We start from the raw sequence: 21,517 nt of genomic DNA on the forward strand, positions 1-21,517 counted from the left end.
GATGGTCCCGGGCAGGGATATGCGCTGTGGAAGCAGGGCCTCACCTTCCGGCCTGATTGGGAGCATGTCATCACGCCGGTGATCGACTTTGCCCTGAGCCGCGAGGGTGTCGATCCAAAGAGGATCGCGATCCAGGGCGTCAGCCAGGGCGGATACTGGGTTCCCCGCGCCGTCGCCATCGAGAAGAGGATCGCTGCCTTCAACCTTAGGTCTCAGGCGTGCCAGAAGCTGACCTTAACAGTGCAAGCAGACGCCTGAGGAAAAGGCAGCCCCGCAGGAGCGGATCGGCAGGTGGTGAAGCGAGGCGCTCCGTGGTACATTGGCGGAATAACGGCTTGAGCCAATTTACTGGCGGCCGTGCGCTTGGAGACCCGCCTCCTGGGCAACGTTCCCAAGCGATGTGGTGCCCAGATTTGCCATCCTAGTGTTTCGCAATTGCGTTCGACCCCGCACAGGCATGCAGGAGATCGACGATGATGAAAACTGTTACCTCCCTATTCCACAGCGAGCAGCACGCAGCAGCAGCCGTAAGTCACTTGGAACAGGCTGGCATCCGGAAAGCCGGAATCGACATCTGGTCTACCCCTCATAACCTCGCTCCTCTTCTTGAGGACTCGGGCTTGTCACGGTCCGACGCGGATGCATACGTGGAAGGCATAATCCGCGGCGGCACCTTGGTTATTGTGAGATGCACGGACGATGAAGTCGACAAGGCCGTCCGAATTCTTAATCGAGAGGGAGTGTTGGACCTCGACGAGCAACAGACCTCATGGCGCTCCGAGGGATGGCAGGAAGATGCCGCCGCAGAGCGGACTGGCAGCCATGAAGAGGTCCCGGAACCGGCCCGAGCCAGCCCTGACAGAGCCGCTACGAGCCGGGTGGACCCGATGGGCCATGGCCGGATTCGCATTCAATCCGGCAAGGTAGAGCGCCCAGTCGAGAAGTAGGCGCACCTTTGAGAAAATCCGGGATGCAGTTCCTGGCTCATGCGAGGACATAACTGGTCGAGCCGCGAACGGAGAGAATATGAACAGGTTGACCCTTCACGTCGAAGATCAAGGCGCTGGATCACGCTCCTTGGTTTTCCTCCACTATTTCGCTGGCTCCTTGCGGTCATGGGCCCACGTTACCGGAGTTCTGTCGAGCACATGCCGGTGCCTGAGCGTCGACCTGCCCGGATTCGGCTACTCGCCGCCACTGCCCGCCTACAGTGTGCCCGCGGTCGCGCAGGTGGTCGCCGGGCTCATCGCTGACCTTCGCCTCGACAGCTTCGTTCTCGTGGGCCATTCGATGGGCGGCAAGCTGGCGCTCGCCTGCGCGGCCGAGCGCCCTCTGGGGCTAGCAGGGCTTGCTCTCGTGGCCCCCTCGCCGCCCTCGCCAGAGCCGATGGAGGAGAGCGAGCGGAACCGCCTGCTTGCGACCCATGGCGATCGCCAATCGGCCGAGCGGACCCTGCGCACAATCACGCGGCGCTCCATCCCTGCGGAGGACGCTGCTGGGTGCATTGCGGACAACCTTCTGGCCTCGCCCGAGGCGTGGCGCTGGTGGCTCGCCCAGGGCAGCCGCGAGGACATCACGGCGCAGGCGGGGCAGGTCGCCTGTCCTGTTCTGGTAATTGGAGGAAGCAATGACCCGGTCATTGCGCCTTCTGTGATCGCAGATGATGTTATGCCCCGGTTGGCTGGCGCCTCCCGCATCGAGATTGCAGGAGCAGGTCATCTCCTCCCACTCGAGGCTGCCCAGGAGGTGGCAGGCGCGATCAGGACCTTCGTCGCGCAACGGTGCCATCGCCCAGGTGAGAAAATGAACGGCTGATGTGATTGGCAGCGCTGGCCGGAGTACGCCTTTTGAGGGCGGGCAGCTGCTACCCGGCGCCTTTGCGGCGGACCGCAACCAACGTATGATTTCGCAGACGGCCAGTACACCTGCGTCAGCCGAGCACATCCGCCCGGCCGCTTTGCCCGAGGGCGCCTAACGGGCCCTGCTTGGAGGCCCGCAATGGCAGCGCCCTGGTTCATGTTCGCGACCGGCATCGAGAACAGCTATCCGACGATCAAGAACGGCAGCGTCCGTGTCGACGAGATGGAGAAATGCGGGCACTACACGCATTGGCGGAAGGATTTCGAACTCCTCGGAGAACTCGACATCCGCTACCTGCGCTACGGGCCGCCGATCCACCGCGTCTGGCTCGGCCAGGGCCGCTGTGACTGGAGCTTCCCGGACGAGACCTTCGGCGTGCTCAAGACGCTCGATGTCGTCCCCATCGTCGATCTCTGCCATTTCGGGGTGCCGGACTGGATCGGAAACTTCCAGAACCCGGATTTCCCAGCCCTCTTTGCCGCGTATGCGAGCGCCTTTGCGCAGCGCTTCCCCTGGGTGCAGCTGTATACGCCCGTGAACGAGATGTTCATCTGCGCAACGTTCTCGGCGGCGTACGGATGGTGGAACGAGCAACTGCGCAGTGACACAGCCTTCGTGACGGCGCTCAAGCACATCGTGAAGGCGAATGTCCTGGCCATGGCGGCGATTCTTGAGGTCAGACCGGATGCGATCTTCATCCAGAGCGAGTCGTCCGAATATTTCCACGCCGACGAGCCCGACGCGATCGGAAGCGCCGAAACCCTTAATGCACGCCGCTTCCTTTCCCTCGATCTCAATTACGGCCGCCGCGTCGACTCCGAGATGTACCAGTTTCTCCTGGACAACGGCATGACACGCGACGAATACCAGTTCTTTCTGACACATCATCTACGTCAGCACTGCATCATGGGAAACGACTACTACGTTACCAACGAGCATCGGGTTGCTCCCGACGGGCGAACCTGGGCGGCCGGAGAGATTTTCGGTTACGCGGAAATCACCCGGCAATACTACGACCGGTACCGTCTCCCTGTCATGCACACCGAGACAAACCTGGTGCAGGGACCCGTCGGTGATGAAGCGGCGACGTGGCTGCGGAAGGAGTGGGCCAACGTCTTGCGGGTCCGCAACAGCGGCGTTCCTATCGTCGGTTTCACATGGTACTCGCTGACGGATCAGGTCGACTGGGATACAGCCCTGCGTGAGGAGAACGGCCGTGTAAACGCTCTCGGCCTTTACGATCTGGATCGTAACATTCGGCCCGTCGGCGAGGCTTATCGGCAGCTCATCCAACGATGGCGCCGGGTCCTGCCGACGCAGAGCGTGTGCCTCACGCTTCCGATCATTCAGCCGAGCCAATCCGGCAGTGTGCATGCTTCGTCCCAACAGGAGGCGGCACGGGAACTGCGTCATGGCACCGCAATATCGCAGACAATGACGGATCATGCGGGATGAGTGTGCACCTGCGACCGTCTCGCGACAGGCCGCTTCATGGCGCTCCCTATCCTCCTGCTCGGCTGCATCCTGAGTTGTATTTGGCAGAGTTCATCGGCACAGCCGTTCTGATTCTGGTCGGCGTGTCCGTCGTCATCCTCATGTTCGGGCAGGGCAGTCCCGGGTCGAGGATGATCCCTGACGAAGGGTTACGTCTGTTCCTGACGGGAGGGCTGTTCGGATCGGTAGGCGCACTGATCGCCATCTCGCCGATTGGTCGGATCAGCGGGGCGCATATCAACCCAGCCGTGACACTGGCGTTTTGGCTAGAGGGCAAGCTGGCGTGGCGCGATGCAGTCCTCTACATCCTGGCGCAGTTCGCCGGCAGCGCCGTCGGAGCCATCCCTCTTTTGGCCTGGGGACACATGGGACAGAGCATTGCGTTTGGTGCAACGCGGCCGGGGGTCGGTGTGCCGGTGTGGGCTGCCATACTGGGCGAGGCGGGAGTGACGTTTCTGCTTATCCTCGCGATTCTGACGACGGCGGCTCATCCCAGCACGCGGCGCTTCACCCCGCTGGTCCTGCCTGCTGTCCTCTCAGTGTTGGTGTGGCTGGAGGCTTCCGTCTCCGGCGCTAGTGCAAATCCGGCCCGCTCATTCGGGCCGGCGCTTGTGGCGGGCACATCGATGAACCCTTGGATCTACATAGCAGGACCCTCTCTAGGGGCCATCCTGTATGTCGGTCTGGTTCGTCTGGAGGCTGTCCGCCTCCCCCGTGTGACGGTCGCCCGACTGTTCCATTTCCATGTCGGAGTCTGACAGCAGGTAGCCGGCGAAAACTGCAAAGATGGTCCGTCGGCTTCGGGTCATCCTCTGCCGATCCCCTGACCTCCAGGAACGTCCGGTTTTCCTTGCGAGAGCAGACTTTGGGTCTACTTCCGAGAGGTGCCAGATCCGGACCTCCCGCTTTCGAGTTGTGAATGCTTCCTTAGAGAGCCACATCGGCCAGAGGCCGGTACAGAACTGCTTCGCTGAGATCCTCAACCTGGGAGCAGCCCAAATGGCCTAATGTCGTCCAGAATTCGCGCTGCAGAAGTTCGAGCGTTCGGCGTACTCCGTACTCACCATCGGCCGCAAGACCAAGCGCAATCAGGCGGCCGAGGGCAACCGCATCCGCGCCCAGTGCGAGTGCCGTCGCGATGTCGCTGCCCCGGCGGATGCCCGAGTCGAAGATGATCGGTATCTCTCGCCCCACTGACTTGCGGATAGACGGCAAGACGTCAAGGGCTGCGGGCGTCCGATCAACTGTGCGGCCGCCGTAGTTCGAGACATAAAGCCCTATCGCACCAGCATCGAGTGCCGCGTGAGCGTCCCTGACGCTCGTAACACCTTTGACGATGCACGGGAGAGGCGCACGTGCGATAGTGCGCGCCGCTTTCTGCCAATTCCAGCGCGGCTGCGTGAATTCCAGCAGTTCGACAAGAGCAGCTGGGTCGGACCGTCCCGGACCGAAGTTGGCGGGGCCGCTCTCCCCCCGAATGGAAAAGCGATCTTCCATCATCCGCTCCCGCCATTGCCTGATAGGGGAATACGTGACGCAGATGTACTTATAGCCGGCGGTTTTGGCTCGCCCCATGAGATCGATAACGGCATCTTCGTCACCGACGAACGTCATCTGGAATATCGACGCTACGGAGGAAGCGGCCGCAATACCTTCAAGTGGGAACGATGCGGCAACCGGTACCATCTGCTGAATGCCGGCGGCTTCTGCCGCACGTCCGATGGCAAGGTGTCCATCAGGATGGAATACGGCCTCTCCCCCAAATGGGGCGATGAAGGCGGGAAAGCTCAGATCGAACCCCAGAACATTGGCCCGGGTACTGGGATTGTCGATCCCGGCGAACAGCGGAGCAACGAAGCGGTAGCGGTCGAACGCTGCTGTGTTGTCCCTGAGGGTGACCTCGTCGCCAGTGCCACACCAGAGATAATTCCACTCGACTTCCGATAGGTGCCGCTTGGCATCGCGGTGGATCCCGCCCAAAGTCGTGTACTTCGCGTCGATCGAATAGCGATCGTCAATACGGCTGGTCGTTTCTGCCATGCCTGGTGTCCTAAGGATCGTGTAGGATCGTGACGGCGATCCTCGGTCGACACGCCTCAGAGAGGTTGGCTGCGGACACAGGCAAAAGCCCGACAGCCAAGTCTCATCGCGGAATCGACCGAAGCTCCCGTCATCGTGCCGCGGTGATGATCACTTCGATCAGTCGATTGGGATCACCGAGACTTGCAATGCCAATCGTGGCCCGCGACGGGAGGTCATCCTCGGGAATCCATTCGAGCCAAGCCTTGTTCATCTCTTCCTTCTGCGACATGTCGCTCAAATATATCCGCGCTGCGAGGATTTTGGACTTGTCGGAGCCGAGCTCGGCGAGGAACTTGTCGAGTTTCGCGCAGATCTCCCGAGTTTGATCTGCCATTCCTTGCGACAAATCGTTGGCGGCATGTCCTCCGAAGTAAAGCACTCCGTTGTGCTCCACGGCACCGTGCATGATCTTATGTTTCCGGTGACGGATGATTTCGGGCATTGGATATCCTTTGATATTGAACGAGAGTGTTTCACGCCGAGGCGGGAGCGTAGGGAGATGTGTCGGTGTCCGGCTTCTCACCCGTGCAGATCTGAGCCAGCAGGCGTCCTGCATACGGTCCGATGGTCAGACCGGCTGCTCCCAGACCATTGCCGACGATCAGCCCGTCCAGTCCCGCGACCCGGCCGAGGATGGGTTTGAAGCCGTCGCCTGCGGGCCGGAAGCCGATCCGTGTTTCGATAATGGTCCCCGATGCAAGCCCCGGCGCAATCGCAAGTCCTGCATTGAGCACCTCGGCCTGGCCGCTGGCCGTGACTCGATAGTCGAACCCGGTATTGTCTTCCCGCGTTGCGCCGATCACGACACGGGAATCGTCAAAAGCCAGCATATAGTGACTGGTCATCGGGAGTAGGACGGGCCAGGTGCGTGTTTCGATCCCTGGCAGGCGCAGGTGAACAATCTGCCCTCGTTGCGGGCGAACGGGATGCTCCAAGCCGAGCGGCCGCAGGATCTGCGAGGCCCAGGCGCCCGCCGTGACGATGATCTCGTCCGCTTCGATCGGGCTTCCGTCGCTGCGGATACCATGTGCCCTCCCGTCCCGCAGCTCGAGCGACACGTGGTCATGGCGGAGAACGGCTCCCGCCGCGAAGGCCGCACGGGTCATGGCAGCGGCGAGAAGCTTGCCGTCCACGCGGGAGCCGCCCGGAATGTAGATGCCATCGAGATCCTCTCGCAATGGCGGGAACAGGCGTTTCGCTTCGGCGGCCGATACTCGCCGCACATCCCCAGCCTCGGGAGCATCGATGATCCGGGTCTGGATCCTCTGCTCGGCGGCATCCAGTTCCCTCCGATCTTCGGACACGACGAGCGCGCCAACGCGCCCGTATCCAAGATCCGTTTCTCCGCGGCGCGTCAAACCCTCGACTAGGTCCGCATAGTAGCGGGCCCCGGCAGCATAGAGTGCATACCACTCAGGATCGGTGACCTTCGTAGCCCAAGGACAGACAATCCCTGCCCCTGCCAGGGTCGCCTTACCCTGATGAACCTCGTCAATCACCTCAACGTCAATGCCGCTCATGGCAAGATGATAGGCGACACTGGATCCAAGAATCCCCGCGCCGATCACGACAACACGCATCTCCAAGCTCCGCATGAAGGGAATAGGCCCTGTGCCGAATTCTGAAACGGGGTCCAAATGCAAGTAAGATCGAGGGGAGGATCCCTTCAATCCTCCCCTCGTGGCTCTGGAAATCAGATCGGATTAGGGCACCGTTACGCCCGAGAAGCGGCTAGTCCCGAACACAGCCGGCACGAACCCAGAAACCGATTTGTTAACGGCCAACAGCGCCGAGGAACTGCCAAAGAGGATAGCAGGCACCTCATCGTTGAAGACAACCTGTGCCTCCTTGTAGAGATTGGCACGTTGCTCCTGATCTGTGATCTGTCCGGCACGGGCAATCAGATCAATGAACTTGGCGTTGCACCATGAGCCGATGTTCGACGGGCTAGGTTTCCCTTGTGAGTTGCAGGTGAAGTAGTTGTTCGGGATCTGGCTTGGATCCGGGAAGTCCCAGATACCTCCAAACATTGCAGTCTTCGACTCGCCCTGACGTGCGCGCTTGACGTATTCGCCCCATTCATAGGTCACGATTTCCGCCTTGACGCCAACCTTAGCCCAGTCTGCCTGGATCAGTTCAGCGGCGCGGCGGCCGTTCGGCATGTACGGACGTGTCACGGGAAGCGCCCAGATCTGTGTCTCGAGGCCATTGGGATACCCGGCCTCAGCAAGCAGAGCCTTCGCCTTTTCGATGTCGTATGAATGACTCTTCAGGTCGGCATTGTGTCCCCAGAGCGCAGCCGGGATGAGAGCCCCTGTCACCCCACCCATACCATCAAAGACGATATCGACGAGCCCCTTCATATTGACGGCATGCGCAAGTGCCTGACGTACCCGTTTATCCTGGAATGGCTTCTCTTTGAAATTGAAGGCAAGGAAGCCAGAGGATGCGACAGGCGTTTCAACAAGATTGAGCTTGGCGCTAGCCCTGATCGCCTCTCGATCGGCGGGACTCGGCGCATTAGCAATGTGACACTCACCCGCTTGTGCACGCTGCAGACGAACCGGGGCATCCACTGTGATGGGCATGATGAGATCATCAACCTTCGGCGTCCGTGAGGGATCTTTCGCCTTTTCTCCCCAGGTATCATGGAAAGCCTTAAACCGCACGGCAGCATTCGTCTGATATACCTGCAACTGGAACGGACCTGTGCCGATGGGCTGCAGGTCGAGTTGTTCGGGCGTTCCGGCCTTGAGCAGTTGCTCTGCATACTCGGCTGAGAGGATTACCAACGACTGGTGGGACAGGATGCCGGTGAAGGGCGCAAGCGGGTCCTTGAGCGTGAACGCAACCGTGTGGTCGTCGATTTTCTTGACGGACGTCAGAGCATCCGCGAGCTTGGTGTTGAAAGTGATATAATTTCCGCCGTTGACTTTGTGATAAGGATGATCGGCCCTCATCATACGTTCGAAGCTGAAGACCACATCATCTGCATTGAAATCACGTGATGGCTTGAAGGTCTTGTTGGATTGCCATGTCACCCCACGCCGCAGTTTGAACGTATAGGTCTTGCCATCCTCAGAGACGGTCCAGCTTTCGGCGAGGCTCGGTTCGAGTTCCGAGCCACCGGATTTGACCGAGACGAGTTGATCGTAGATCTGGCCCGTCACGATACTTGTGGTCGCGTTGCTGGTGAGCTGCGGATTGAAGGTCTCTGGGCTTCCTTCAATGCAAACAACAAGGCTACTGCTCAAAGCGGGTGACGCGGCCGACATCAAGATCGCCAACGCTCCCATGGAAACCATTGATCTCATCACGTTCAAGTCCCTCGGTTATTGTTGCCCCAGACACGCAGCTTCCGAATGCTGCTCCCAAACAGGTCTCGGACAGGCCACCTCAGGAGAGGCCGTTGCTCGTTCTCGGCAGCCCATCCAGCAGCTTGAGGTCCGCAGCTCTTGAGCGATTAGAAGTGCTGAGAATATGATTGTCAAATTGCTTTTCTGCCGTCCATTATAACCAAAACTCATGGTCCGTTAGCGCCCGATTGGGAAAAACCCGATGAACATCAGACAGATAGAAGCCTTTCATGCGTTCATGGAAACAGGTTCGGTCACGCATGCTGGCGAAAGACTAGGCATTTCACAGCCAGCCGTCAGCAAGCTGTTGAAGGGCTTTGGTGAGAGCTGCGGATTCAAGCTTTTCATGCGCAGCAATGGGCGCTTGGTTCCAACGCTGGAGGCGCGCCTTGTGGCGGCAGAGGTCGAGAAGCTGATCGCTGGCACGGGGCGGATCGAGCGTGTGGCAGCGGCTGTGAGGAACCGCGAGTGGGGTCAAGTTACAATCGCAGCGCTCCCAGCTCTAGCCTCACGCTACCTGCCGCGAGCCCTTTCTCCCTTTTTGGCTGAGCAGCGGGATCTGCGTCTGACGCTCCAAAGCCGGGCCTCGCCGCGCATCGCGGAACTCGTCATGGCGCAGCAGGTCGATATCGGCCTCAGCATCCTTCCTTTCGACCATCCGGATGTGACAGCCGAAGCTGTCGTCCGATTTGATCTCATGTGCTTTCTACCGGCACAGCATCCGCTGGCCGGGAAAGCCACCGTCGGCGTGGAGGATTTGCGGAACGAGTCATTCATCTCCCTGGAACGAGACGATTGTTCTCTGATGACAATCGATCGGGCATTCCAGATGCGCGGCGTACAAAAACGCAATCAGATTGAAGTACCGATGTCCGAGACGGCCTGCAGCTTCGTCGCCAATGGCATTGGCGTCTCGATTCTCCCGCCCTTCGTCGGGATGGACTTCCCATTGGATCAGTTGATCCGTCGTCCGCTGCTTCCTAGGACCTCGATGGACATTTGGCTGCTGACATCAAGTAGGCGCCCGCTATCCCTTGCGGCCCAGCAGCTCGTCGAGTTCATCCGTGAGGCATTGGTGCAATTTCAGCAATCACGATCTGCTGTCTCCTCCGAGCATTAAGGGGCTCGCCGCGACGCATTGCCCCACAGTAGACGACGCGCAGATCGTGAACTCTGCGCGCTTCGAGCCAAATGATCGCAAATGAGCCGGATGCCCGACGAGGGGCTGCTCCACGCTGAACGCTATGGTGTCCCACGGGAGCTGCCCTATCCGATTTGAGCGGGCCTATCACTGCTTAACCCGCGCGTGCGCGATTGGTGTCAGAATGTTCATCATGGCTGGAACACCATCCGCCACTTTGGCTCACTCGGCAGGAAAGGGGTTGCCTGACCTCTCGCCCAAGCCTCGTGCCCCGCCATGTAGTAGGGCGAGAGAGGATGACCGGTCTGGCTGGTCGGCATGTGGAAGATCCCTGTTTCTTCGTGGCCCGGCGCCACTACAAACCGCTCCGATGCTCCGGTTCCAGAACCTGAGACCCGCGGCTGGTAGAGGTCCCCTGGCTGCGGCTCGTTCGGCGGGTCCAGCAAGAGTGACAGTCCGGGTACGACTCGCGTTAACGGATGTCTGATCTCCGCCGGATTGGCCGCGCCCCAGGTGAAAGTGCCAAGGCGGCCCCTCGCCTGTGAAGCCACAGCCGACAAGGTCTTTGCAATTCCAGCATCCACCACCGCATCCCAGTCCCGGTAACCGGGCGGGACGAGATGAACGGGACGCTCTGTCAGCAGGCGCCACACCGGCTCATCGGCTTGCTTGCTCGTGATTGGGCGAGGGCGCGGACCACTGGCTGGCACAGGCTCCCCGGCCCGCATGGGGGCCGTGTAGCTATCGTACATCATGGCGATCAGTTCCGATCGAAACGTCCGGACAAGACGGTAGCCAACCGAGGCTGGAACGGCTCTCCCTCCCCAGTTCTCCACCTCCGGGATCAGAGATGCGTATTGCGGATTTCCTGCACCCGCCTGCAGGTGCTGAAGCATCAGCCTTTGCCACCGCTCCAACAGCACCCCACGATCATCCAGTTGGATCGCCAGCATATCCCGCTCGTCAAATCTCTCCTTGGCCAATAGCTGGTCCCTGATCTGGCGAGCACGGGATCCGTGGGCATAAGCACCAAAACCAACCTTATTCAAGTCCTCGCCGCCGATCACCCGGCTGTTTGCGGTCCAGATGCGCTGACCCGCAGGGTCATGGACAACTGGCACGTCTTGGGGTGGAAGATATCCGCTCCATCCTTTGCTGCCATCGGCCCAGGACGTGGGCAGTCGTCCATCAAACCCAAAGCGCTGTGGCAGTGCGGTGGTGACTGTCCAACCAATGCTGCCCTGCGCGTCTCCGACGACGAGGTTCTGATGTGGAATGCCGAGCCTATGGGCGATCTCCAGAGCCTCGTGCGCGGTTCCGGCACGCTCGAGTTCCAGCATACCGCGCAGGTTCACTGCAATGGGATCGTGGGCGACCCAGCGGTACGCAAGTTTCCGCCCTTGGCGATCAGTGCCGATGACTGGCCCCCAGAGGCTCTCCTCGATCGGCAGGATCTCGCATGCTGCAGCTTTAACGCAGATCCGCTCCTCCACGCGGTCAAGCGGTCGGGGGCCAGCGGGAGTGCGATACAGGGATGGATCTTCCTCAGCAGGTTCGAGGATCACCACATCACTGGTATCGACATAGCTGTTAGTGAAGCCCCAAGCGATCCTACCGTTACTGCCAGCCACGATGTTCGGAGCACCAGGCAGGGTTACACCCGTGATGTTCAGGTTAGCGCCGGTCGCCTTGTTTTCCAGGATGAGCCGTGCCCGGTACCAGATGTTGGGAACGCGCAAGCCAAGATGCATATCGTCGGCCACGATGGCAGCCCCGGAGCTGCTGAGAGCACCTCCAACGGTCCAGCTGTTGCTCCCTGGGCTTGCGGCCTCGGCGAATTCATTGCCTGCCGGTGCCGGACTATATGCTTTCTTGGTGGAATGGCTGTCCGGCAATACCGGCATCGGCAGGGTGGAGCCATCCAGCGGAGCATCCCACGTTGTCCCTTCAGGAAAGAGGAAAGCGGCCAGCAAGGCTCCTAAGGCTTCCTGGGCCTGAGCGCGCCGACGCTCCACCAGTCCATCTGCCTCCTGCAGATCGAGGTACATCGTGTAGACCGTCAGCACCGTGTCCTCTGCCGTCCAGGTAGTTGGTGTTGAGCGCAGGAACATGTACTCGAAGGGGGACGCCCCCAAGTCGCGCAAGCCTCGGTTGACCCCACCAACGTAGGCATTCAGGGCGGCACGTTCTTCTGGGGTCATGGATGCCAGTACTGCTCTGGCACGGGCACGGAAGCGATGCAGACGATGCTCCCTGTCTTGCGTGAGAACTGCGGCTCCGGCCAGTTCGGCGAGTTCGCCCGCGGCAAGCCTGCGCTGGCCGTCCATCTGAAAGAAGCGTTCCTGGGCATGAAGGTAGCCCAGGGCCCAGGCCAAGTCAGCACGGGTCTGTCCACTCAGAGTCGGCACCCCATGCGCATCGCGCGCCACAGTGACGGGAGCAGAGAGATCAGATGCCGTGACGGTCCCCTCCAGCCGAGGAAGACTAGATCGCAAATGCACAATAGCCCAGAGGCTCACGAGGAGCACTAGAACGGCGGGCGCCCCGACGGCCGCTAGAATCCGGCGCATCCAAGGCCGCTTCAGCATGAGGCTTTGAACAACTCCATTTATTCACACCCACCAGCGAACAGGACAGAAAGCTAAGGATGAAATCGCGGCGAATTCTTGGTTATTGGGATCGTTCCTGGCCAGCGAAGCTTGGAACTTCGCCGAGCCTTGGGAGGGTTCAGCCATAGCGCATATAGCTCCGTGCCGGCGAAAGCCCTACGTCCGGAATGGGTCATACCAGGGAATTGCAGGCGCCTGGAGAAGGTCTGCTGCTACACGCTCGAGCGGACATTCGGCATACTTCCGCCTCGTGCCACGAAGAAACTTTCCGCTGTTGATGATCCGGGAGGGCCGGCTGACGAGCCACCTTCTCAGAGACGAATTGTACGCCTTTTTCGCTTTTGACCGTGGCAGCCCTCTGAGGGCAGATTAAGCACCCCGGAGTGAGGTGTGACGATGCCTGCGGATCGTGAGCTTCTCAAACAAGCCTTGGATGAACTGATCAGGTTACAGACTGGTGCGGAGAACCCGAGAGGCTTCTTGGCCCAACTCTATGGCTGCGCCCTCACCGAATGGGCGGAACAGCTTGGCGTGGATCGAAGCAAACTCAACAAGTTAGTTCACGTCAGAGGAACCTTTTCCAATCGTCGGTCTCATTAGAGGCAAAACCCGATCGGGAGTGGTCATGGCGACAACCACCTAGTCGCAGCCCTGTCACGTTCCGGCCGCTGGCCGTTCCGCACTTGAAGCTGGGGTGTATACTGGGCCAACCGATCCGTTTGGGAATGGAGGCAGCAATGGCTCGCATCACCGCAAAGGTTCTCGGACTCTGCGTGTGGCTGCTGGTTGGCCTGTATGCCGTCCCAGTCCATGCGGACCCATTCTACGTGCGGGTTTTTGGCAGAACTTACAAGGTTGATCCGCGGTATCCATCCAATGAGCTGAAAGGGCCCAAACCGCAGGAGGCTATAAGAGCTCTGCCGCCTGACCTCGCGAAAGGTCCCGGTTTCAGGCCCTCGCATGAGCAGGTGCTTGCCGAAGTTGAGGAACGGGTCTGGATCGCGCGCCACCAACTCGACAACGCGCTGGAGAAGACTGCTGCCCAGGGCACGGGGAGCAAAAGGGGCGATAAGCAGGAGATCATGGAACGGCTCGCAACCGGAGCGGCGCAGGGCCGCTCGCCGGAGTTGCAGCAACTCTATGATCGCCACCGGGCCCTGAACCTTATTGTGCGGGAGTTGCGGCGGTCGATGGACCTGCCGGTGAGAACGCCGGAAGTTGGGTTCTCCCGGCCCACACTGTCGCCCGAGATTGAAGCCAGCTACCGCAGCCTGAACTTTGATCCAATGGACGCCTACTACAGCTTCAGGCGTATCAAGGCTGCGTTTCGCTCAGGCGATGTGCAACTTCTCGCACGTGTCGCTCACTATCCGCTGGCAATGACAGGAAAGGTCCGGCGCAGCATTCGCAACCGGGACCAGCTCGTTACGGCGAAGGAAATGGTCATGGCCCCGCCCATCCGAGAGGCCGTCGCCCAATCCACTTTTGAAACCGTCTTCGTCCGCGACAAAGGAATGATGCTTGGTGAAGGAGCGGTCTGGATCACCCCCCATAGGACAGGTTTTGGAGTCGGAGCCATCCACCTGGAGTGAGCGCCGCTACACCGCTGTTATCCCGCGCTGGGAGGATTTGGTATCTGGTGAGCGCTAAAACCGGACCACGCCTCGTTGTGGCCAATATAGAACATCGGCGGGTTGGCCAAAGTCATGACCATAGAAGGATGTAGGAATGATCACGAGCCGATAGCTAAAGATTGTAGCTCTCGTAGCGTTGGGGTTGGCGGTAGAGATGGTCAACACCGCAACCGCAGCTCAGTGCGGCAGCACGGCCGCTGGCTTCGAGGCCTGGAAGCGCCAGTTTGCTGATGAGGCCAGAGCCCGGGGCGTCAGCGCCTCCGCCGTTGCAGCCCTCATGAACGCCGACTACGCCTCGGCTACCATTGCGGCCGACCGGAGCCAGAGAAGCTTCCGATTGTCGCTTGATCAGTTCCTCGCCAAGCGGGGCGGCCCAACGATTGTCGCGCGGGGGCGTGCGCTCAGGCAGTCTCAGGCGGCGCTTTTTGCTTCACTTGAGCAGCGCTTTGGCGTCCCGCCGGGGCCGCTCCTAGCGATCTGGGGGATGGAGACAGCCTTTGGGCGGCAGCGCGGGAACCAGAACACGCTCTCGGCTGTGGCCACGCTCGCTTATGACTGCCGTCGGTCAGCCTTCTTCACCGATCAGCTTTACGCCACCCTGACCCTGATCGATCGTGGCGTTCTCTCAGCGGGCACCCGCGGGTCGATGCACGGCGAGATCGGCCAGACCCAGTTCCTGCCCAAGAGCATCCTGAACTACGGGAACGGCGGAGATCTCAACAATGCTGCTAACGCGCTCGCCTCAACGGCCAACTTCCTCAAGGCCCATGGCTGGCGCGCCGGTGCAGGCTACCAGCTGGGCGAAGCCAATTTTAGTGCGATCCAGGCCTGGAATGCCGCTTTAGCGTACCAGCGCGCCATCGCGCTGATTGGACAGCAGATTGATGGGCGGGAGGGCACCTCAGCCAGGCATTAAAGGTGCTGCACCAGAGCTTCAGTTGGATGTGCATCCATTTCAAAACCACACACGATCAATCGACTGTCCGATATGGCTTCAGCCTGTACTGAAGCGGTGATGGAATGAGGCTCCTGTGTATCCTATTGGAACTCTAATCATTCACAACCTAAAGGGCCGCTTTGGGTCATTCTCTGCCCATCCCCTGCCCTTCGCGAACGTCCGCTGCTCCCCGCGAGAGCAGACGTTGGGTCTACTTCCGAGAGGTGCCAGAAGGCGACCTTCAGGACTCTCAAGCGAATCCCATTCCGTTAGCCTCTCAAGAGAAGAGATGCCGCCCAAGTCTCCAAGTTATCCATTTCCCCTGTTCAATCGTGTTGACCTCGGCTTGGTAGTCTTCGGCTAGTGACCCTGCCCGACCAACAATGGCCAGCGAATATCCCCGCAAGCGATAGCGGGAAATGCCTGACTTCTTGTGCAGCACCTATGCAATTCTCAACCTGACATTCTGCTGCCGCACCTGAAGGAGTCATCCGAAACCCATTGGGATAAGATCTTGAAATCTCCCTAGAAAGGTTTATCATACCGATTAGTATGATATACTGCCGCGCTGTCTGAGATTTACCTATTGTACCGGCAGGAGGATGTGGAGAACCATGGGCCGCCATCGCGAATTCGACCCTGACGAGGCGTTGCACACCGCACTTCAGGTCTTTCGACGTCGAGGCTACGAGGGCACCTCCATCTCCGACTTGACGGAAGCAATGGGCATCACGCGTCCTAGTCTCTATGCGGCGTTCGGCAACAAGGAAGATCTCTTCCGACGGACGCTCGACCTCTATGAGCGCCAGCACCTGTGCTTCGCGCACGCGGCCCTTCAGGCGCCGACGGCACGTGAAGCGGTCGAGCGGCTCCTGCGTGGCTACATCAATGTCCTGACCGATCCCTTGAGCCCTCCCGGCTGTCTTGGGGTGAATGGGGCTGTGGCCTGCAGCGAGGCGAGCGAGCCTATCCGCGAAGAGCTCATCGCCCGTCGGATAGTCAACGAGAACAATCTGCGTGATCGCTTGGAGACGGCCCGCGCCGGCGGCGATTTCCCCAGTGATGAGGATCCCGCCGACTGGGCCCGCTACGTCGTGTCGATCGGCTTGGGGATGGCGGTTAGGGCAGCATCGCGCGCTTCGCGCGAGGAACTCCAACGAGTGGTTGATGTCGCCATGCGGAGTTGGCCAACTGTGCCCCGCTGAAATCTGGATCGTTCCCCGTTCCTCAGTTCGATAGTTTCTTTGTCCCTTCGACCGTCAGGCTGATCGGAATGACGGCAACTCCAAGGTTTACTGTCGCGTCGATTGTTCCATCCGGTAGAAGGCCCCCTGCGAGCCCATCAACCTCGATCCAAAGCACCTCGCCGTCCATTGAGAGGACCTCACCTGGTGCCACAGGAATTGTGTCCAAGGTCGTGGTCGTCCCGTTACCGAGCGCTGCAACAATCCGAGAACGACCGGCATCAGCGACCGTCATCCCTCCGAACGAAATTCGTTCAGTGCTCCGATTTTCCAGCTGGAACATAATCTGCGCCCGATTTTCTCCCTTAGCAGGCGAGACGCGCACGTCTATCAGAACCACCTCGTTCGTGACCTGGTAACCTTCCTCAGCCCTCACATCTTCCGAAAGAAAGCCAATGGCGAGAGATGGTGCGCAAGCGGCAACCAGTCGGAGACTTTTCCAAAACCGACTCATGGAAAGCGCCTCATTCGTTTGACTGGAGTGATCAAGGGGCTGCCTGAGACAGCGCCCTCGCATTCGTTCAGCTCACCAAGCCCTTCACAGGATGCAGATTTGTGACAGCATCCGAGGCCGTCTGATCAGGCTGATGTTGAAGGCGGCGACTCCCCGCCAATCGACGGACCAGGACATAGAAGACCGGTGTGAAGAACAGACCGAATGCCGTCACGCCGATCATGCCTGAGAACACGGCCACACCCATGGCAGCCCGCATTTCGGCTCCCGCCCCCGTTGATATCACCAACGGCACGACGCCCATGATGAAGGCAAGCGAGGTCATCAGGATTGGTCGCAGACGCAGACGGCTTGCCTCGATTGCCGCTTCAACGGGAGTGCGCCCCTCGAACTCGAGTTCACGGGCGAACTCCACGATCAAGATCGCGTTCTTCGCAGAGAGGCCGACCAGGACGATGAGCCCGATCTGAGTGAACACGTTGTTATCGCCCCCGGTCAGCCATACGCCGGCCAGAGCCGCAAACAGCGCCAGCGGCACGATCAGGATGATCGACACCGGAAGCGTCAGGCTCTCGTACTGCGCCGCCAGGACGAGGAAGACGAGCAGAATGGCAATTGGAAAGACCAGAATGCCGGAATTTCCTGCCAGAATTTCTTGATAGGTCAGCTCGGTCCACTCGGCCCTGAATCCTTTCGGCAAGGTCTCTGCCGCAATCCGCTCGACTGCTGCTTGCGCCTGCCCCGATGAGTATCCCGGAGCCGCCTGTCCGTTGACGTCGGCCGAGAGGAACCCGTTGTATCGCATCGCGCGCTCCGGCCCTACGCTCGACTGGATGTTCAACATAGCCTTCAGTGGGACCATCTCACCCGAACTGGAACGCACCTTCAGGAAGCCGATATCGTCAGCGCGGGACCGGAAGGAAGCATCTGCCTGCACACGCACCGAGTAAGTCCGCCCAAACTTGTTGAAGTCATTCACGTAGATCGAGCCGAGATAGATCTGGAGGGTGCTGAACACATCCGATACCGCAACCCCTAGCTGGCGCGCCTTGGCCCTGTCGATATCAGCGTAGAGCTGAGGGACGTTAATCGAATAACCCGAGAACAATCCAGCAAGCTCGGGCGCCGTTGCGGCTTTGGCCAAGAAGTCTTTCGTGGCCCGGTCGAGCGCTTCATAGCCAAGGCCAGCTGTATCCTCGATCTGAAGCTTGAAGCCGCCGATCGTACCCAGCCCCTGCACCGGCGGAGGAGGAAAGATCGCGGTCACAGCCTCCGTAATGGAGGCGAACTTCTGGTTCAGTTGACCTGCAATCGCTCCGGCGCTGAGACTCGGATTTCGACGATCCTCGAAGGGTGCAAGGGTCAGGAACACAATGCCGGCGTTCGAGCTGTTGGTGAAGCCGTTGATTGACAGGCCAGGGAACGCGACGGCGTGCTCCACGCCCGGCTGTTTCAGGGCGATGTCGGTCATCTGCCGGATGACGCTCTCCGTCCGGTCGAGAGTCGCAGCATCCGGCAGTTGGGCAAAGCCGACCAGATACTGCTTGTCCTGCCCTGGAACGAAGCCGCTCGGCACCAGCTTGAACAGAAAGCCCGTCGCGCCCAGCAGAGCCACATACACGAACAGCATCAAGGCCTTCGTCGCGATCGCCCGGTTCACGCCAGTGCCATAGGCACCCGATCCCCGATGGAAGGTCGTGTTGAAGCGGCGGAATAGCCAGCCGAACAGCGTGTCCATGATCCGGGTGAGCCGATCCTTGGGCGCTTGGTGATCACGAAGGAGAAGGGCCGCCAAGGCAGGTGACAGGGTCAGCGAATTGATCGCCGAGATCACCGTTGAGATGGCAATGGTGACGGCAAACTGCTTGTAGAACTGCCCTGTCAGGCCGCTGATGAACGCAAGCGGGATGAACACTGCCACCAGCACTAGTGCGATGGCGATGATCGGTCCGGAGACTTCCTGCATAGCACGGTAGGTCGCCTGCCGGGGGCTCAGCCCCTTCTCGATGTTCCGCTCCACGTTCTCGACCACCACGATGGCGTCGTCGACCACGATGCCGATGGCGAGAACGAGCCCGAATAAGCTGAGAGCGTTGATGGAAAAGCCAAGGATCTGCAGGACCGCAAACGTGCCGACGATCGAAACCGGAACAGCAGCAAGAGGAATGATGGACGCCCGCCAGGTTTGCAGAAATAGGATCACCACGAGTACCACCAGGAGCACAGCTTCGAGCAACGTATGAACCACTGCGTTGATCGAGGCGCGCACGAACTGGGTCGTGTCGTAGACGATCTGGAAGTCGATGCCGTCCGGCATGTTGGCCTTGATGTCCGCCATCTCGGCGCGAACCTTGTCGGCGATCTCGATAGCGTTCGACCCCGGGGCCTGGAGGACCGGAATGGCGACTGCCGGCTTGTTGTTCAGGAGAGACCTCAAGGCGTAGTCGGCCGCGCCGAGTTCGATGCGGGCGATGTCGCGCAGGCGTGTAATCTGCCCGTCGCCCCCAGTCTTGACGATGATGTCGCCGAACTGTTCCTCATCATGAAGACGCCCCTGGGCATTGATCGACAGCTGAAGATCGACCCCCGGCAGGCCGGGCGAAGCACCGACCACGCCGGCGGCCGCCTGCACGTTCTGTGCGCGGATCTCGTTGACAACGTCGTCCGCAGAGAGACCATGCTCGGCGATCTTCTGAGGGTCCAACCAGACGCGCATTGAATAATCACCCGATCCGAACAACTGGACCTGACCCACGCCCTGGATCCGAGCAAGACGATCCTTGACATTGAGCGCCGCGTAGTTGCGCAGATAAGTGACGTCGTAGCGGCTGTCGGGCGAGAGCAGGTGAACCACCATCATCAGGTCCGGCGAGCTCTTGACGGTGGTAACGCCCAGACGACGCACTTCCTCGGGCAACCGGGGTTCGGCCTGCGAGACTCGGTTCTGCACGAGTTGCTGCGCCTTGTCCGGATCAGTACCGAGGGCGAAGGTCACGGTGAGCGTCAGTACGCCGTCGGTCGTCGCTTGGCTGCTCATGTAGAGCATGTGCTCGACCCCGTTGACGGCCTCCTCGATCGGAGCAGCCACAGTCTCGGAGATGACCTTGGGATTCGCACCCGGATACTGCGCGCGAACGACTACCTGGGGCGGCACGACTTCAGGATATTCCGAGATTGGCAGAACGCGCAGGGCAAGCAATCCGACCACGAAGATGAGCACGGACAGAACCCCGGCAAAGACTGGACGGTCGATGAAGAAGCGGGAGATGTTCATGGCAATGGCCTTCAAGCCTTTGGAATGCGATCATTTCGCCGCGGAAGCGGAAGAACTCCGCGTTTCGAGCGCGGCAGATGTTTCGGGCTCTTCGCTTTGCGGAGCGATCAGGGCACCCGGGCGGACCTTCTGAAGACCGCCGATGATGATCCGTTCGCCGGGGTTGAGGCCACTGGTGACGATACGCCCTCCATCCACGGCTGCCCCGAGCTTGATTTCGCGGTAATTTGCCTTTTGAGCCAGATCGACGACGAGAACGTATTTCTTGTCCTGATCGACCCCAATGGCCCGCTCGGGCACGACCAGGGCGGGCGTTGTCTTGGCTTGGCCGAGCCGGAGGCGCGCGAACTGGCCTGGCATAAGCCGGTCGTTGCTGTTGTCGAACACCGCACGCACGCGGACCGTGCCGCTGGCGCCATTGACGGTATGGTCGATGAGCTGAAGCTTGCCGCGCTCGACCTTGGTGTCCGGTCCTGAGCGCATCTCGACGGGAACGCGGGCGAGATGGTCGCGCCGGTCACCCTTAGCCGGCAGAGTCTCGAGCACCCGCTGCACCGCGTGTTCATCCGCATCGAAGCTCACATAGATCGGGTTGGTCGAGACGATCGTGGTCAGGACCGGCGCGCTGGATCCGCCATTGACGAGATTGCCTGCGGTCACCTCGATCCTCCCCACGCGTCCGTCGATCGGCGCACGCACCTCGGTGTAGGACATGTTGAGGCGCGCGGCCTTGGCGACTGCTTGTGCGGCACTGACGTTGGCCTCGGCCTCGCGAACGTTGTTCATCCGTGTGTCGAGGTCGCGTTGTGCGATGGTCTGGTTGGCCGTCATCCTCAGGCCGCGCTCCAGCTCACTGCGGGCAAAGGCAAGATTGGTCTCGGCTGCGCGGACCTGAGCGTCAGCTTTCTCTACCTCTGCAATGTATGGCGCAGCATCAATCGTGAAGAGCAGGTCGCCCTTCCTGACCAGTGATCCCTCGCGAAAATGGATCGCCTCGATAGCGCCGGGAACCCTAGGCCGAAGATCTACCCGCTCGATCGCCTCAAGGCGGCCCGAGTACTCCTCCCACAGCGAAACGTCGCGACTGTCGACGACGGCGACTGTTGCTGGCGTAGCGGACGGCGCCGGCCCTGTGTCACTGCCGTGGGTGGCCGTGCTGCCGAGCGTAGACCAGAGAGAAATCCCGCCCAGAATCACGCTCACGGTACCGAGGGCGGTCAGGAGTTGGGTTTTGGAAATACTTGACATGGTGAAGCCGCTCATTCGGAGATTAGCCGACACCTGAGGTGCGCCGGTTTCGTACCTTTTGGTATAATACCGATCGGTACGTATTGGAAGAGGCGGTCTAGCTATTTTTGTATCGATTGGTACGCAAAGGAACAGTTAGAGCCTGCCGTAACGACACCAATGTGCTCTGGCGCACACGGCCTCA

17 protein-coding genes are annotated in these 21,517 nt (G+C 60.2%); 9 read left to right on the forward strand and 8 right to left on the reverse strand.

All coding sequences use genetic code 11. The features are described 5' to 3' along the window. The 5 genes from AC0QTX_RS23150 to AC0QTX_RS23170 form a co-directional block, all read left to right on the forward strand. Window positions 1-258, forward strand: a 258-nt coding sequence (locus AC0QTX_RS23150; RefSeq protein WP_474606168.1) for an alpha/beta hydrolase family protein, incomplete at its 5' end; no start/stop codon positions are given. 215 nt (window positions 259-473) lie between these two features. Next, on the forward strand, window positions 474-947 hold the full coding sequence (locus AC0QTX_RS23155) for a hypothetical protein (RefSeq protein WP_474606169.1): 474 nt from the start codon (window positions 474-476) through the stop codon (window positions 945-947). 130 nt (window positions 948-1,077) lie between these two features. Further along, window positions 1,078-1,815 carry an alpha/beta fold hydrolase gene (locus AC0QTX_RS23160; RefSeq protein ID WP_474606170.1) on the forward strand — a complete coding sequence of 246 codons (738 nt, stop codon included), beginning with the start codon at window positions 1,078-1,080 and terminating at the stop codon, window positions 1,813-1,815. A 183-nt stretch (window positions 1,816-1,998) separates the two neighbouring features. Further along, window positions 1,999-3,315, forward strand: coding sequence for a family 1 glycosylhydrolase (locus tag AC0QTX_RS23165; protein WP_474606171.1), 1,317 nt, complete (start codon window positions 1,999-2,001; stop codon window positions 3,313-3,315). A gap of 80 nt (window positions 3,316-3,395) precedes the next feature. Beyond that, window positions 3,396-4,112: an MIP/aquaporin family protein gene (locus AC0QTX_RS23170; RefSeq protein ID WP_474606172.1), complete on the forward strand. Its 717-nt coding sequence runs from the start codon at window positions 3,396-3,398 to the stop codon at window positions 4,110-4,112. 169 nt (window positions 4,113-4,281) lie between these two features. Here the strand turns inward: AC0QTX_RS23170 and AC0QTX_RS23175 are convergent, their stop codons facing one another. The 4 genes from AC0QTX_RS23175 to AC0QTX_RS23190 form a co-directional block, all read right to left on the reverse strand. Then, window positions 4,282-5,394, reverse strand: coding sequence for an alpha-hydroxy acid oxidase (locus AC0QTX_RS23175; protein WP_474606173.1), 1,113 nt, complete (start codon window positions 5,392-5,394; stop codon window positions 4,282-4,284). 130 nt (window positions 5,395-5,524) lie between these two features. Further along, complete coding sequence (locus AC0QTX_RS23180; RefSeq protein ID WP_474606174.1) at window positions 5,525-5,878, reverse strand: RidA family protein; 354 nt, start codon at window positions 5,876-5,878, stop codon at window positions 5,525-5,527. Between the two features lie 31 nt (window positions 5,879-5,909). After that, window positions 5,910-7,016, reverse strand: coding sequence for an NAD(P)/FAD-dependent oxidoreductase (locus AC0QTX_RS23185; protein ID WP_474606175.1), 1,107 nt, complete (start codon window positions 7,014-7,016; stop codon window positions 5,910-5,912). Between the two features lie 123 nt (window positions 7,017-7,139). Next, window positions 7,140-8,741, reverse strand: a complete 1,602-nt coding sequence (locus tag AC0QTX_RS23190) for an ABC transporter substrate-binding protein (protein ID WP_474606176.1) — start codon at window positions 8,739-8,741, stop codon at window positions 7,140-7,142. A gap of 253 nt (window positions 8,742-8,994) precedes the next feature. Between AC0QTX_RS23190 and AC0QTX_RS23195 the strand changes: the two genes are divergently transcribed. Then, on the forward strand, window positions 8,995-9,912 hold the full coding sequence (locus AC0QTX_RS23195; RefSeq protein ID WP_474606177.1) for a LysR substrate-binding domain-containing protein: 918 nt from the start codon (window positions 8,995-8,997) through the stop codon (window positions 9,910-9,912). A gap of 212 nt (window positions 9,913-10,124) precedes the next feature. On the opposite strand, the gene AC0QTX_RS23200 is transcribed toward AC0QTX_RS23195, so the two are convergent. Next, a complete protein-coding gene (locus AC0QTX_RS23200) occupies window positions 10,125-12,521 on the reverse strand; it encodes a penicillin acylase family protein (protein WP_474606178.1) in 2,397 nt (798 codons plus the stop codon). Between the two features lie 758 nt (window positions 12,522-13,279). Between AC0QTX_RS23200 and AC0QTX_RS23205 the strand changes: the two genes are divergently transcribed. The 3 genes from AC0QTX_RS23205 to AC0QTX_RS23215 all read left to right on the forward strand — a co-directional run bounded on the left by AC0QTX_RS23205 (window position 13,280) and on the right by AC0QTX_RS23215 (window position 16,318). Continuing rightward, window positions 13,280-14,134, forward strand: coding sequence for a hypothetical protein (locus AC0QTX_RS23205; protein ID WP_474606179.1), 855 nt, complete (start codon window positions 13,280-13,282; stop codon window positions 14,132-14,134). Between the two features lie 196 nt (window positions 14,135-14,330). Next, window positions 14,331-15,092, forward strand: a complete 762-nt coding sequence (locus AC0QTX_RS23210; RefSeq protein WP_474606180.1) for a lytic murein transglycosylase — start codon at window positions 14,331-14,333, stop codon at window positions 15,090-15,092. A 635-nt stretch (window positions 15,093-15,727) separates the two neighbouring features. Continuing rightward, entirely contained in the window at window positions 15,728-16,318 is a 591-nt protein-coding gene (locus tag AC0QTX_RS23215) for a TetR/AcrR family transcriptional regulator (RefSeq protein ID WP_474606181.1), read from the forward strand. A gap of 22 nt (window positions 16,319-16,340) precedes the next feature. Here AC0QTX_RS23215 and AC0QTX_RS23220 read toward each other — a convergent pair whose 3' ends face one another. The 3 genes from AC0QTX_RS23220 to AC0QTX_RS23230 form a co-directional block, all read right to left on the reverse strand. Then, entirely contained in the window at window positions 16,341-16,811 is a 471-nt protein-coding gene (locus AC0QTX_RS23220; RefSeq protein WP_474606182.1) for a hypothetical protein, read from the reverse strand. Between the two features lie 67 nt (window positions 16,812-16,878). Further along, window positions 16,879-20,085 (reverse strand): efflux RND transporter permease subunit, encoded by a 3,207-nt coding sequence (locus tag AC0QTX_RS23225; RefSeq protein ID WP_474606183.1) that lies wholly within the window; start codon window positions 20,083-20,085, stop codon window positions 16,879-16,881. 30 nt (window positions 20,086-20,115) lie between these two features. Beyond that, a complete protein-coding gene (locus AC0QTX_RS23230; RefSeq protein ID WP_474606184.1) occupies window positions 20,116-21,333 on the reverse strand; it encodes an efflux RND transporter periplasmic adaptor subunit in 1,218 nt (405 codons plus the stop codon). Window positions 21,334-21,517: the final 184 nt, after the last annotated feature.

This window comes from Microvirga sp. jy35 (assembly GCF_056148915.1).